Annotated in this window: 10 protein-coding genes; 8 read left to right on the top strand and 2 right to left on the bottom strand. The window is 66.9% G+C overall.

The genetic code is table 11. The annotated features are described in order from the left end of the window. Nucleotides 1-314: 314 nt before the first annotated feature. Nucleotides 315-1,031 carry a FadR/GntR family transcriptional regulator gene (locus PMI01_RS03130; protein WP_369742882.1) on the top strand — a complete coding sequence of 239 codons (717 nt, stop codon included), beginning with the start codon at nt 315-317 and terminating at the stop codon, nt 1,029-1,031. Between the two features lie 138 nt (nt 1,032-1,169). Here PMI01_RS03130 and PMI01_RS03125 read toward each other — a convergent pair whose 3' ends face one another. Further along, nucleotides 1,170-2,540, bottom strand: coding sequence for a glycoside hydrolase family 27 protein (locus tag PMI01_RS03125; RefSeq protein WP_007662862.1), 1,371 nt, complete (start codon nt 2,538-2,540; stop codon nt 1,170-1,172). A 250-nt stretch (nt 2,541-2,790) separates the two neighbouring features. Between PMI01_RS03125 and PMI01_RS03120 the strand changes: the two genes are divergently transcribed. After that, complete coding sequence (locus tag PMI01_RS03120; protein WP_007662860.1) at nt 2,791-4,593, top strand: IlvD/Edd family dehydratase; 1,803 nt, start codon at nt 2,791-2,793, stop codon at nt 4,591-4,593. Nucleotides 4,594-5,165: 572 nt separating this feature from the next. Here the strand turns inward: PMI01_RS03120 and PMI01_RS03110 are convergent. Further along, nucleotides 5,166-6,467, bottom strand: a complete 1,302-nt coding sequence (locus tag PMI01_RS03110; RefSeq protein WP_007662858.1) for a sugar MFS transporter — start codon at nt 6,465-6,467, stop codon at nt 5,166-5,168. Between the two features lie 309 nt (nt 6,468-6,776). Here PMI01_RS03110 and PMI01_RS03105 point away from each other — a divergent pair, with 309 nt between their 5' ends. The 6 genes from PMI01_RS03105 to PMI01_RS03080 all read left to right on the top strand — a co-directional run. Continuing rightward, complete coding sequence (locus tag PMI01_RS03105) at nt 6,777-8,336, top strand: alpha-N-arabinofuranosidase (protein WP_007662856.1); 1,560 nt, start codon at nt 6,777-6,779, stop codon at nt 8,334-8,336. Nucleotides 8,337-8,735: 399 nt separating this feature from the next. Beyond that, a complete protein-coding gene (locus PMI01_RS03100) occupies nt 8,736-10,475 on the top strand; it encodes a class I adenylate-forming enzyme family protein (protein WP_238536995.1) in 1,740 nt (579 codons plus the stop codon). A 111-nt stretch (nt 10,476-10,586) separates the two neighbouring features. Further along, complete coding sequence (locus PMI01_RS03095) at nt 10,587-11,534, top strand: winged helix-turn-helix transcriptional regulator (protein WP_007662852.1); 948 nt, start codon at nt 10,587-10,589, stop codon at nt 11,532-11,534. A gap of 71 nt (nt 11,535-11,605) precedes the next feature. Further along, a complete protein-coding gene (locus PMI01_RS03090) occupies nt 11,606-12,667 on the top strand; it encodes an NAD(P)H-dependent amine dehydrogenase family protein (protein WP_007662851.1) in 1,062 nt (353 codons plus the stop codon). An 89-nt stretch (nt 12,668-12,756) separates the two neighbouring features. Further along, nucleotides 12,757-13,677, top strand: a complete 921-nt coding sequence (locus PMI01_RS03085) for an SDR family NAD(P)-dependent oxidoreductase (protein WP_007662850.1) — start codon at nt 12,757-12,759, stop codon at nt 13,675-13,677. Nucleotides 13,678-13,733: 56 nt separating this feature from the next. Continuing rightward, the coding region (locus PMI01_RS03080; RefSeq protein WP_007662849.1) for an acetyl-CoA acetyltransferase at nt 13,734-14,761 on the top strand (1,028 nt) is incomplete at its 3' end.

The following is a 14,761-nucleotide window of genomic DNA, read 5'->3' as shown; positions in this document are numbered from 1 at the left end:
CTGCGGTCGGCTGTCAAACCCGGAGCAGCGTCGGGCGGGCTCGAAGGTCGTGGCGTACGGCCCCTTTTGGGGCGCGGCTCGGTCCTCAAAGGTGAGGCCGCGCCGGACTTGGTCAGTCATCATACTTTTCACGGTGTCGTGGGACGACGATGGGCGCGCCGCGCGGGGTTCCGAAATCCCTTGTCGTCGGACAAACAGTCTCGCTAGTGTCGCGCTGCGTCGAGATCGGCGGGTCGGACGCGGTTCCGGCGGTCGACTGGACAGGAAGCGGAGCGGGCGTGGCGAAGAAGAAGGACAGGGCTGGAGACGGGGAGTTGGCGCGGGACGGACTCTCGACCAGCCGGATCCATGGCTCAATCGCCCGCACCCTCGGCGTGGCCATCGTCTCTGGCCAGTATGCTCCGGGCGACATCCTCAACAACGAGATCGATTCCAGCGAGCAGCTGCAGGTTTCGCGCAGCGCCTATCGCGAAGCCATTCGGATCCTGGCGGCCAAGGGGCTGGTCGAGAGCCGTCCCAAGACCGGCACCCGGGTGACCGAGCGCCACCGCTGGAGCCTGCTGGACCCGGAGGTTCTGGCCTGGTTCTTCGAGTCCGAGCCTAGTGAGGAGTTCCTCAAGGGGCTGTACGAACTGCGCATGATCGTCGAGCCGGCCGCCGCGGCCCTGGCCGCCGAGCGCCGCGACGACGGCCAACTGGAGCGCATGCGCAAGGCGCTGATCCAGATGGAAAGCCGGACCCTGGCCACCGAGGCCGGCCAGGCTGCCGACCGCGACTTTCACGACACCGTGCTGGAAGCCACGGGCAACGCGGCGCTGTTCACCTTGTCGAGCAGCATTGGCGCGGCCGTGCGCTGGACCACCATCTTCAAGCAGCGCAAGCGCGAACTGCCTCGCGACCCGATGCCCGACCACTGGAAGGTGTTCGACGCCATCGCCGCCGGCCGGCCGGACCAGGCGCGCGAGGCGATGGAGCGGCTGGTGGGGCTGGCGCTCGAGGATACCCGGGCGGCGATCGAGCCGAAGGGGTAGGAGGGCAAGCCCCAAAGCCGTTGTCATCCCCGGACGAGCGCGCAGTGCGCAGATTCGGGATCGGGGCGAGAATGTTTGCGCATCCGGCGTTCCGGATCGGCGCTCCGCCTTGTCCGAGGCGACGGATTTTGCAGGACTCTAGCCGAGGCGATACAACCCCGCGCCATGGGCGGGCAAGGCGCGTTCAAGTCGCAAAGTCGTCTCGCCTTCATCCTTGCGCGCCCAGAGGTCTCGCACCCGCACACGCCCCTTCACGCCCAGCGTCGCCAAGTCCACCGACACCGTCGCCGCGACGTCCCGGGTATTGAACAGCGCCAGGTAGCAGGCGCGTGATCCGGGAACCTCCGCCGTCCAGGCGATCAAGCCATCGCGATTGAACAGCGGCCGGTTGCCGCTGCTGCGCTGGTTCACCGCCAGCACTTCGTCGTTGGTCAGCAACGCCTTGGTGGCCGGATCCAGCTTGCGCAGGTCGCCGCCCATGATCAGCGGCGAGCGGGCGATCGACCACAAGGTCATCATGGTGCGCTGCTCGTCGGGCGTGAACCGGGTCGTGCGCTTGCCCAGGTCCAGCACGCCCAGCGGCAGCATGTCGGCGTCGGGCCAGCAGCCGGGAACGCGGTGCGGGTTCCAGCGTTCGAGCCGCCCGAACTGCTCCAGCAGCAGCGGCCACTGATCCCAGAAGTCATCGCTGATCCGCCAGAGGTTGGCATGGCGTTGGACGTGAGCGGCGGCGTCGAGCGGCGTCTCGCCCGGGGATAGGCTGAGCACCATCGGCCGGCCGCAGGCGTCGATGGCCTTGCGCACGGCCTCGATCTCTGGCGCGTGGTCGTGATAGGGCCGGCTCATGTCGTCGACCTTGACGTAGTCGACGCCCCAGGCGGCCAGCAGCTTGAAGACGCTGTCGTAATAGGCCTGAGCGCCGGGCTTGCTCATATCGACCCCGTACATGTCCGGATTCCACGGGCAGAGGCTGGCGCGGTCGGCGATGTCGCCACAGCGCGCGGACGCGCCGAGGATCGGCAGGTTGCGATCGGCCGCCTGGCGGGGAACGCCGCGCATCAGATGGATGCCGAACTTCAGGCCCAGGGCGTGCAGCCGGTCGCCCAACGGCTTGAAGCCCGCGCCGTCGGCCGACGAGGGGAAGCGGTTGACCGCCGGCAGCAGGCGGCCCCACGGGTCCAGGGCCAGGCTGGCGTCTTGGCGATAGTCGAAGCCGACCGCGCCGGGCTCGTACCACTGGATGTCGACCGTGAAGACGTCGTAGCCGTGCGGCAGCAGCACCTTGGCCATCACCTTGGCGTTGTCGATGGCCTGGTCTTCCGTCAGGGTAGTGGCGAAGCTGTCCCAGCTGTTCCAGCCCATCGGCGGTGTCGGCGCCAGGCGGCGGAAGGCCAGGGAATCGGCGGCCTGGACAGCCCCGCCCAGCCAGGGCGCGATGGTTGCGGCGGCCAGCAGGGCCCGGCGAAGGGCGCGGAATTCCGTCGTCGCCGCTGGATTTTTCGAACCCATGATTCTCTCCAAGTTTGCCTATCGTCTGACAACAGCCAGCGATGGATTTCCTGTGTCTTCAATTGCAAAACACGGCTTGCCGCACTTGTCGAGCAGCGTAGCTCGCACGTTGACGCCGCGTCGTTTGCGGTATAGTCAGACAAATAAACAGAGGTGAAATGAACGGGATGTCGATCGTTCCGCCGGATGGCGGCGCAATCCTCGTGATGTCCTGCCGAGCCCTCCCGCTGTCGCCGACCCAAGGATCGTCATGAGCTCTGCCGCCGTTCCGCCTCGCGCCCTTCGTTCGCGCGCCTGGTTCGACAATCCGGACAACGTCGACATGACGGCGCTCTATCTGGAGCGCTATCTGAACTTCGGCCTGTCGCTGGAAGAGTTGCAGTCGGGCCGCCCGATCATCGGCATCGCCCAGACCGGCAGCGACCTGTCGCCCTGCAACCGGCATCACCTGGTCCTGGCCGAGCGCGTCCGGGAAGGCATCCGCACCGCTGGCGGCATCGCCCTGGAGTTTCCGGTCCATCCGATCCAGGAAACCGGCAAGCGACCCACCGCGGGGCTCGATCGCAACCTCGCCTATCTGGGTCTGGTCGAAACGCTCTACGGCTATCCGATCGACGGCGTCGTCCTGACCATCGGCTGCGACAAGACCACCCCGGCCTGCCTGATGGCCGCCGCCACGGTCAATATCCCGGCCATCGCCCTGTCCGTGGGGCCCATGCTGAACGGCTGGCACAAGGGCCAGCGCACCGGCTCGGGCACCATCGTCTGGAGGGCTCGCGAGATGCTGGCGGCCGGCGAGATCGACCGCGCCGGCTTCATCAAGCTGGTCGCCAGCTCGGCCCCCTCGACCGGCTATTGCAACACCATGGGCACGGCCACGACCATGAACTCGCTGACCGAGGCGCTGGGCATGTCGCTGACCGGCTCGGCGGCCATCCCGGCACCCTATCGCGACCGGCAGCAGAACGCCTATGAGACCGGCTTGCGGATCGTCGATCTGGTCGAGCAGGACATCAAGCCGTCCGACATCCTGACCCGCGACGCCTTCCTCAACGCCGTGGTCGTCAATTCGGCGATCGGGGGCTCGACCAACGCCCCCATCCATCTCAACGCCCTGGCCCGCCACATCGGTGTCGAGCTGACGGTGGACGACTGGCAGACCCATGGCGAGGAAGTGCCCCTGCTCGTGAACCTGCAGCCGGCCGGTGAGTATCTGGGCGAGGACTATTACCGGGCCGGCGGCGTGCCGGCCGTGGTCAACCAGCTGATGACCCAGGGCCTGATCCGCGAGGGCGCGCTGACCGTTTCCGGCCAGAGCCTGGGCGACGCCTGCCGCGGCGCGGTGATCGAGGACGAGGCGGTGATCCGTCCCTTCGACAAGCCATTGGTCGAGCGCGCCGGCTTCGTGGTCATGCGCGGCAACCTGTTCAATTCGGCGATCATGAAGACCAGCGTGATCACCGCCGAGTTCCGCGACCGCTATCTTTCCGATCCGAACGACCCGGACGCCTTCGAAGGCGATGCGGTGGTGTTCGACGGGCCCGAGGACTACCACCGCCGGATCGACGACCCGTCGGTCGGCATCACCGAGCGCAGCGTGCTGTTCATGCGCGGGGCCGGGCCGATCGGTTATCCAGGCGCGGCCGAGGTCGTGAACATGCGAGCCCCGGATTATCTGATCAAGCAGGGGATCCACCAGTTGCCCTGCCTGGGTGACGGGCGGCAGTCGGGCACCTCGGGCTCGCCGTCGATTCTCAACGCCTCGCCGGAGGCCGCCGCCGGCGGCGGGCTGGCGCTGCTGAAGTCCGGCGACCGGGTCCGCGTCGACCTGCGCAAGTCGCGGGTCGACGTGCTGATCACCCCCGAGGAGATCGTCGCCCGACGCGCGGCGCTCGATGCGGCTGGCGGCTTCGTCTATCCAGAGAGCCAGACGCCTTGGCAGGAGATCCAGCGCGCTATTGTCGGCCAGATGGAGACCGGGGCGGTGCTGGAGCCGGCGGTCAAGTACCAGCGCATCGCCCAGACCAAGGGCCTGCCGCGCGACAACCACTAGGGCTGAAGAGGCGCGCTAGGCGCGCGCCTCCATCCTACGGAACATCCGGGCCTCGAAGATGGCCGTCCTTGACGGTCATCTCGAACCGCGCCGTGATCTTGCTTCGGCCATCGTAGGGTTCTGGGGCGGGTCATAGGTCTTGACGTTCAACGTCGAGGTGCGTTCGCCCGGCAGGGTCTCGCGCCACGTCCTGGTCCTCGACAAGTAGCGTGAGCTCTTCCCGCGCGCCGGGCCGGATGTCGAGCGCGATTCAGCAAGCGGTTGGGGACCGTCAGGTTGCCGGTGTCCTGCATGCCGGGCTGGATCGCGGTCGATCTCGAGCTGCTGCTCGCCGAAGCGGACGGTGTCGACGGTTCGGCCGCGGATGTCGGCGTGGGCCCAGACCTTGGCCACCAACCGAGGCCCGGTCTGCGCCCGGCCCGGCAGACAACCAGCTCCCCGACGATGCAGGCCGCGCGCCGCTTGAACTCGGGCAGGCCGGCCTGGGTCGACATCAGCGAGACCGCCGACGGGCATGACCCAGGCCGTGGCCGGCGATGCCGAGGCTCTCCCGGCCGCCGCGGGCCGCGCCCCTAGTCGACGTGCTGGTCGGGGAGGGCGTTGGTGGGCCTGGAGCCCCACAGGGCGTAGAACAGCACGTAGACCTCGCAGGCCGCCGTCAGCAGGAACGACCACTGCAGGCCGAAGGTGTCGGCCAGCCAGCCCTGGACGATGACCAGGGCGCCGCCGGCGATGGCCATGATCAGCAGGCCCGAGCCTTCCTCGGTCAGCGGCCCCAGGCCGCGGATGCCCAGGGTGAAGATGGTCGGGAACATGATCGAATGGAAGAACCCGACCGCGATCAGCGACCACATGGCCACCGGGCCGTGGGCGAAGGTGGTGATCAGCATCACCACGAAGGCGCCGATCGAGAAGGCGGCCAGAACGTGTTCGGCGGTGAAGCGGCGCATCAGCACGCTGCCCAGGAAGCGGCCGACCATCATGCCGCCCCACAGGATGGCCAAATAGCGCGAGGCTTCTTCGTGGGTGATCGCGGCGATGTTCGGCTGCGAAACGAAATTGATGAAAAGGTTGGCCACGCCGATTTCGGCGATCAGGTAGATGAAGATCGCCGGCACGCCCCAGACCAGGTTGCGGTGCGTCCAGAGGGACAGGCCCTTGCGAGCCTCGCGCGACGCGCGCTGGGTCGCCTGGCCGATGGTCGGCAGGCGGACGCGACCCATGACCAGGGCCAGCAACACGAGCGCGATCGCGACGATGACGTAGGGCAGGATCACCGACTGGGCGTCGGCGTGGCGCTCGGCGGCGGTCAGGGCGACGCCGGCCTGGGCCGTGCCGCTCTTGGAGCGGCCCAGGATCAGGTAGCCGGCGAACAGCGGGGCCAGGGTGGTGCCCAGCGAGTTGAACGCCTGTACCAGGTTCAGGCGCGAGGAGCCGGTCTCGGGCGGACCGAGCACCGCCACATAGGGATTGGCCGCCACCTGCAGCAGGGTGATGCCGCTGGCGATCACGAACAGCGCCGTCAGCACCAGGGCGTAGGAAGTGAGGATGGCCGCCGGGACCATCATGGCCGCTCCGACCGCCATGCCCAGTAGACCGATGACGATCGCCTTCTGGTAGCCGATCCGCTCGATCAGCTTGGCCGAGGGGATCGAGGCCACGAAATAGGCGATGAACCAGACCGACTCGATCAGGGTCGTGCGGGTGTAATCCAGCACGAAAACGCTGCGCAGATGCGGCAGCAGCGTGTTGTTGATGACCGTGATGAAGCCCCACATGAAGAACAGGCTGGCCAGCAGGCTCAAGGCCGAGCCGTGGCGCTGTTGCGGGGTGTCGGTGGCTACGGTCGGCGCGCTTTGCGGAATGGCGGGCATCGTTTCCTCTTTAGTCGAGCGCGGTCGCGCAAGTCAGGCTGGCTTTGCCCATTCTTGATATTTTGTCCGAGTATATCGTCTGCGTCGTTGCGTCAACGCATGCGGCGCTGAGGCGGATACCAAGGGAGTTAAAACCCACAACCGGGCGTGTGAAAGGCCGCGCGGCTTCGGAATATCACGTGGTTCTTGGTTATTGTAGGACAAAACTAAGCCTGCTACCAAGTCACATCGTGAAGCCTCGCGCAGCAATCTGGGGACGGTGAGAAGCCCGGAGGGCGATCACCCGCGAGAGCAATTGGGGAAGAGAACATGGCGAAGGCCAAGACAATCCTGGGCGCGGCGGCGATCGCGCTCCTGGCGATAGCGACGAACGCGCAAGCCGCCGAACTGGCCGCCACGGCGGCGTTGAAAGCCGACCAGCCCGGCGCGCCGATTTCCCGCTACGTCTACGGACAGTTTTCCGAGCACCTGGGCGCGGGCGTCTATGACGGCGTCTGGGTCGGGCCGGACTCGAAGATTCCCAACGTTCGCGGCATCCGTAGCGATGTGGTCGGCGCCCTCAAGGATCTCAAGGTTCCGGTGATCCGCTGGCCCGGCGGCTGCTTCGCCGACGAATATCGTTGGCGCGACGGCGTCGGCGAGCGCTCCAAGCGTCCTTCGCGCAAGAACAACTGGTGGGGCGGCTCGCCCGAGAGCAATGCGTTCGGCACCCACGAATTCATGGACTTCGCCGAACAGGTCGGCGCGGACCCCTACCTCTCGATCAATGTCGGCTCGTCCGATCCGACCGAGATGCGCGAGTGGATCGAGTACATGACCTCGCCGGGCGACGACACCCTGGCCCAGGAGCGGCGCGCCAACGGTCGCGACAAGCCGTTCAAGGTGCCGTTCATCGGCATCGGCAACGAAAGCTGGGGCTGCGGCGGCGAGATGACCCCGGAATACTATGCCAATGAGTATCGTCGCTTCTCGGCGTTCTTCCACAAGAACAACGACAATCCGGCCGTGCGCGTCGGCTCGGGAGCCAACGCCTTCGACACCAATTGGACTGACGTGGTGACCAAGAACGCCGGCCGGTTCATGGACGCGATCTCGCTGCACTACTACACGCTGCCGACCGGCAAATGGGACAAGAAGGGCGCCGCCACCGGCTTCGACAAGGCCGCCTGGGGCCAAACCTTTGCGCAGACCTTGCGGATGGAGGACCTGCTTACCCAGCACATCGCCGTGCTCGACAAGAACGATCCGGACAAGCGCATCGGTCTCTTCGTCGACGAATGGGGCACTTGGTACGACGTCGAGCCGGGCACCAATCCCGGCCACCTCTATCAGCTCAACACCCTTCGCGACGGCGTGTTGGCGGCGGCGAACTTCAATATTTTCCATCATCACACTGACCGTGTGAAAATGACCAACATCGCCCAGACCATCAACGTCCTGCAGGCGATGATCCTGACCAAGGGCGACCAGATCGTCCTGACGCCGACCTACTACGCGTTCAAGATGTACACGCCGTTCCAGGACGCCACGGCCGTGCCGCTTGAGGTGCAGGCGCCCAAGATCACCATCGGCGCCACGACCATTCCGGCGTTCAACGCCTCGGCCGCCAAGGGCAAGGACGGAAAGACCTATATCGGCGTGGCCAACATGTCGCCGGACGACAGCATTAAGCTCAGCGTGTCGCTCGGCGGACTCAAGGCCAGATCTGTTTCGGGCCAGCTCCTGACCGCCGACAAGATGGACGCGTTCAACGCCTTTGGCGCCAAACCCGTCGTCGCTCCGGTTCCCTACAAGGGCGGGCGTCTGGTCGGCGACAAGCTCACTCTCGACATTCCGGCCAAGTCGGTCGTGGTTGTCGCGGTCGAATAGATCGTCACCCCTTCGCCGCCGCCGCAGGCGGCGACGCCCGGCGACGTCTGCCACACAGACGTCGCCGGGCGAGAACCGCGGGTGGGGACGCCCAGGCGCGGATCCCACGCCCGGTAATTCTCGTGCTCGACCTCAGTCGCGCGGCGCGTCGTCATCCTGATAGGCCGCCCTCGCGGCGGCGACCTTCTGCTCGTTCTCCATGGCCCACAGTTGCTGCCGCGTCCTGTGCCTGGAGCACTCGCGAACCCAACGTGCGCGGCGTTCCGCCGGCCAGCTCGGATCGCGTCGTATCCTTTCGCCTTGGAAGTTTCGAAGTCGGCGACGATCGAATGGGCCGTGCTCCCGGGCCGTCCCTTCGTCAGTTGACTTGCATTACGATACTGACCATGCAAGCTGGGAATGAGCGGCGTCCGACGCGCCCTTGACCCTGGTTTGCAATGGAGGACGAGCTTGCGTCCCAGTCCGCCCGAACGTGTCACGGAATATCGTCGCAAAGGCTGGTGGCGCGGCGAGACCATCGACTCTCTCCTTCGCAAGGCGGTTGCGGCGTCCCCGGACCGGGAGGCGCTGGTCGATCCCGCCAACCGCCAGGCTCTGGTCGGGACCCCGCCACAGCGTCTGACCTATGCGCAGGTTGACGCGCGCGTTGACGTGATGGCCCACGTTTTCGCCAGGCTTGGCGTTGGTCGGGGCGACGTCGTCGCCACCCAGTTACCCAACCTCGTCGAGGGCGTGCTGGCCTTCTTGGCCTGCGCCCGTATGGGGGCGATCTTCAGCCCGGTGGCCATGGGCTATCGCGGCCATGAACTGCGCCAGATCCTGCCCAGCGTCGAACCGAAGGTCTACCTGACCGTTGGCGCCTTCCACGGCTGCGAGCATGCCGCGATGCTGGCGGAATTGAAGGCCGCTGGCCTGACGAAAACTCAGATCGTAAGCCTGGGTGACGCGGCGCCTACGGGCGCCCATACGCTGGACGCTTTGATCAAGGCGGCTTCGACCGCGCCCTATCCGACCCCGTCCGATCTGGACGCGGCCGAGGCGCTGACCATCTGCTGGACCTCCGGCACGGAAGCCATGCCCAAGGGCGTGCCGCGCCATCACGACCACTGGGTGATCAATGGCGAGGCCTTGGTCGAGGCCGCCGGCATTCAGAACGGCGATTCGATCCTCAACCCGTTCCCGCTGATCAACATCGCCGCCATCGGCGGAATGGTGATGACCTGGCTGATCGCCCAGGGACGACTGGTGCAGCATCACCCCTTCGACCTGCCGCTGTTCCTGGCCCAGATGCAGGACGAGGGCGTGGCCTACACCGTCGCGCCGCCGACCGTGCTGAACATGCTGCTGCAGAACGAGGCCCTGCTGTCGAAGACCGATTTGTCCAAGCTGCGCTGCCTGGGCTCCGGTTCCGCGCCGCTGGCGCCCTGGATGGTCAAGGGCTGGCAGGATCGCTACGGCGTCACGGTGATGAACGTGTTCGGCTCCAACGAGGGGACGTCGCTGTTCTCGACCGGCGAGGCCATTCCCGATCCCGAACAGCGGGCCCGGTTCTTCCCGCGCTTCGGGGCCAACGGCGTGGACTGGCCGGCGGCGTTTCCGTCGAAGATCCAGACCCGGCTGGTCAATCCCGATACCGGCGAGGAGATCACCGCGCCGGGGGTCGAGGGCGAGTTGCGCATCGCCGGAGCCATGACCTTCGACGGCTATTGGAAGGCGCCGGAACTGTCGCGGCGGGCTTTCGACGACCAGGGCTTCTTCTGCACCGGCGACCTCTTCGAGATCACCTCGGAAGGGGACGGGCGCTACTACCGCTTCGTCGGCCGTCGCAAGGAGATCATCATTCGCGGTGGCCAGAACATCTCGCCGGCCGAGATCGACGTGCTGATCGAGAGCCATCCGAAGGTGCGGGAGGGCGCCTGCGCGGCCTATGCCGACGAGCGTCTGGGCGAACGGGTCTGCGCGGTCGTGGCGTTGCGGCCCGAGCAGGATTTGACGCTGGACGAGCTGAACGCCCATCTGAAGGCCCACGATATCGCCATCTTCAAACTGCCGGAGAAACTGCGGATCATACCGGCCCTGCCGCGTAACCCGTTGGGCAAGGTCCTGCGGCGCGATCTGGCGGGGGTGGCCTCAAGCTGATCGTTTATCCGATGGCGGACCAGTCGCGTCGAAAGCGACTTGCATAGCCGCACCCATTCCGCGACTCTTGCTCGCCGGATCTCGCCGGGCCTGCAAGAGTCGATCCGATCGATGACCGCCCCGAAATTCATCCGCACCTGCTCGATCTGGCGGGCGCTGGAGGTGGTGGGGGATGCTTCCGTTCTGCTGATCCTGGAATCCTCCTGGATCGGCGCGCGCCGGTTCGATGAGTTTCGCGCGCGCACGGGCCTGCTGCAGACCCTGCTCAGCGACCGGCTGAAGCGGCTGGTCGCCGCCGACGTCCTGGAGAAGGTGCTCTATAGCCAAGCGCCGCCGCGCTACGAGTACCGCATGACCCGCAAGGGCCGCGACCTCTACTGGCCGGCCCTGATGATGCTGCGCTGGGAGCGCCGTTGGGGCGCGGCCGAGGGCAAGTTGCGGCTTCGATTGCGCCATCGCACCTGCGGCCAGATCTTCGATCCCGTCCCCACCTGCTTGAAGTGCGGCGAGGAGATCAGCGCCCGCGACGTCGACTGGACCGAGGGACCGGGCGTCGGCTGGATGTCGGCGCGCTACAGCCGGCGTCGTCAGCAGCGCAACGCGGTCGATGACGCCTCCAGCCTGATGGTAGATGTCGCTCAGATCACCGGAGACCGCTGGGCGAGCCTGGTGCTGCGCTCGATCTTCACGGGGTTGCGACGGTTCGACGAGATCCATCGCGACACCGCCATCGCCACCAACATCCTGTCCGAGCGGCTCTCCTGGCTGACCGCGCGCGGCGTGATCCGCGCCCATGACCTCGGCGGCCGGCGGTCGGAATACCGGCTGACCGAGAAGGGGATCGACTACTATCCGGTTCTGCTGATGCTGCTGCGCTGGGGCGACAAGTACTATGTCTCGCCCGAGGGACCGCCGCTTCTGCTGCGGCACAAGGCCGACGGCCACGATCTGGACCCGGCGGTCACCTGCTCCTGCTGTGGCCAACCCGTCGAGGCGCACGACGTGACCTTCGAGGTGATCGAGGCGCACGCGCCGCCGGCGCTGGAACCCATCCGCTAGCACTCGCTGGCAAAGTCACTTTCATAACGATACTATGTGCGCTAGGAGTCTCCCGAAAGCGGGGAGGAGCCATGACCTATCGCGTCATCCAGTGGGCCACGGGCGCCATGGGCAAGACTTGCCTGCGGGCGATCATCGACCATCCCGCGATGGAACTGGTCGGCCTCTATGTCTACGGCGAGGCCAAGGCCGGGCGGGACGCAGGCGACATCGCGCGCCGGCCGACGACGGGCGTGGTCGCCACTCGGAACGTGGACGAGATCCTGGCGCTCGACGCCGACGTGGTCATCCACTGCGCCCGGCTGGCGCCGCCCTATGGCTCCCATGACGCTGAGATTCTGCGGCTGTTGGCGGGCGGCAAGAACGTCATCAGCATCAACGGCTACAGCCGACCTCAGCACTGGACCGGCCCGCGGCGCGAGGCCCTGGAAGCCGCCTGCGCGACGGGCGGAAGTACCTTGATGGCGGCGGGCCTCAATCCCGGTTTCGCCGGCGAGCAACTGGCCGTGGTGGCCAGCGGCCTCTGTTCCGAGCTGGACCAGATCGAGGTGGTCGAAAGCGTCGACTGCCGGGCGGTGCGCAATCCCGACTATGTGTTCGGAATCCTGGGTTTCGGCAGCGATCCTGGGGCCGTGAATCCCAATGATCCCGACTGGGGGCCGGCAGCGGCGCTCAACGGGATGTACGCCGAGGTGCTCTCGGCCATGGCCGAGCACCTGAGGCTTGGGCTGGATCGCATCGACACCGAGCACCAGGTCTTCGCGGCCTCCGAGGATCTGAGCGTCGCGGCCGGGCCAATCGCCCAGGGCGGCGTCAGCCATGTGAACTGGCGCTGGATCGGGATCGTCGCGGGGAGGCCGAAGCTGGTGATGTCGATCCATTGGTACATGGAAACGGCGCACCTCGAGGAGCCCGACCCGCCGTTGTGGCGCATCCGTATCGAAGGCCAGCCCGGGGTGCGGCTGTCGGTCGACATGGACAAGCGGGACGGGGACGTCACCGCGACCTCGGCCGAGCAGCTGGGCGTCGCCGGAACGGTGATCAACGCCATTCCGATCGTTTGCGCCGCCGCGCCAGGCCTGATGACGCGGCCGCTGGTGACGCCCTTTCGCGGAGACTTGGCGCTCGGCTGACGGCGAAACGCCGCCACGGCCACGCGGTGCGTCTAATCACTTGCATAACGATACTATGTCGTGGATGATCGACACAACAGGGAGAAGACATGTTGGGCATCCGTCAGGACGACGCAGTGGGCGCCGGCGACTTGCGCGACCGGGTGGTGATCGTGACCGGCGCGGGCAAGGGCCTGGGTCGCGCCTATGCGCTGGATATGGCGGCGCGCGGCGCCAGTGTCGTCGTCAACAATCGCTGGGTCGATCGGGAGCAGGCGAGCAGCGCGCAAACCGTCGTGGCCGAGATCCGCGCGGCCGGCGGCCGGGCCGTGGCCAATCTCGATCCGGCCGAGGATCCCGAGACCGGCGCGGCGCTGGTGGCCCAGGCCCTGGCGGAATTTGGAAGGCTGGACGCCGTGGTGTCCAACGCCGGCGTTCCGGAGACCCAACGGCTGCACCGGCAGACCCGAGAAGGATTTCGGGCGGTCTTCGACATCAACTTCTTCGGAGCCTTCCATCTGGTCCACGCGGCCTGGCCCGTGCTGTCGGCGGCGCCGGCCGGGCGGATCGTGGTCAGCGCCTCGTCGGCCGGCCTGCACGGCGGCGACGGCATGGCGGCTTACGCCTCATCGAAGGCGGCCCTGATCGGCCTGGTCCGAGGCCTGGCGATCGAGGGGCGCTCGCGCGACCTGATGATCAACGCCATCGCGCCCTATGCGGTGACCGCGATGACGCAGCAGCATCTATCGCCAGGTCTGGCCGCGCGGATGGATCCCGCCGCCGTGGCTCCCCTTGTCTCCTGGCTGGTCGGCGAGGCCTGCGACGTGACAGGCCAGACCCTGGTCTGCGGTGGCGGGCGCGTGCGGGCGGCGACGGCCGTCGAAGGTCCGCCGGTCGAGTTGGAGGAGGGCCGGATCGGCGCCGCTCTGCACACCGCGATGAGGGTCAATCCGCGCGAAGCCTATGGCGACGCCCATCAGTCCTTCGCGGCCTTCATGGACGAACGGCCCGCCTTGGCTGTCGTCGATTAGCTTGTGTAATAAGACTAACATTCGGAGAGGCTGGTAGCGGCCCTGGCGAGGAAACCATGACCTACATTATCGGTGGCTGGCAGAGCGACTTCGCCAACAACTGGGCCCGCCAGGGCCTGGAGTTCGCCGACGCCTTCTCGGAGGTGATCGGCGAGGGGCTGAACGCCGTCGGGCTCGAGGCCAGGGACGTCGATACCGGGCATGTCGGCAACTTCGTCGGCGACCTGTTCGCCGGTCAGGGCCTGCTGGGCGGGTTTTTCGGCATGGTCCACCCCGATTTCGACGGTCTGCCGACCTCCCGCCACGAGGCGGCCTGCGCTTCGGGCAGCGTGGCGATCCTGGCGGCGACGGCGGAGATCGAGGCGGGGCGCTATGACCTGGCCTGCGTGGTCGGTCTGGAGCAGATGCGCAATGTCAGCGGTCAGAAGGCCGCCGAAAACCTGGCCGCGGCCGCCTGGGCGGGTCACGAATTCCAGGACGCCCAGTTCGTCTGGCCGCGGGCCTTCTCCGACCTGGCCGACGAATATGACCGCCGCTACGGTCTCAAGCCCGAGCACCTGATGCGCATAGCCGAGGTCAACTTCGCCAACGCCAAGCGCAATCCCAACGCCCAGACGCGGCAATGGCAATTCAACGATCGCAGCTTCACCGCCGACGACGAGGCCAATCCGGTGGTCGAAGGCCGCACCCGCAAACAGGACTGCGGCCAGGTTACGGACGGCGCCGCCGTGGTCTTCCTGGCCTCGGAAAGACGAGCCGCCGAATATGCCGCCAAGCGCGGAATTCCGCTCGAAAGCCTGCCCCGGATCAAGGGCTGGGGGCACCGCTCCGCCCCGATCTCCTACGCCGCCAAGATCCGGGCGAGCGAAGGGGCGGAGTACGTGTTTCCGCAGGTCCGCCGCGCCATCGAAGACGCCCGGGCTCGCGCCGGGGTCAGCGACCTGTCGCAGATCGACGTGGTCGAGACCCACGACTGTTTCACGACCACCGAATACATGGCCATCGACCATCTGGGGCTGACCGCGCCGGGCGAGGCGTGGAAGGCGATCGAGGACGGCTCGATCGAGATCGGCGGTCGCCTGCC

It is taken from the genome of Caulobacter sp. AP07, assembly GCF_000281955.1.
Classification (GTDB): domain Bacteria; phylum Pseudomonadota; class Alphaproteobacteria; order Caulobacterales; family Caulobacteraceae; genus Caulobacter.
This window is presented reverse-complemented; position numbering and strand designations above follow the sequence as displayed.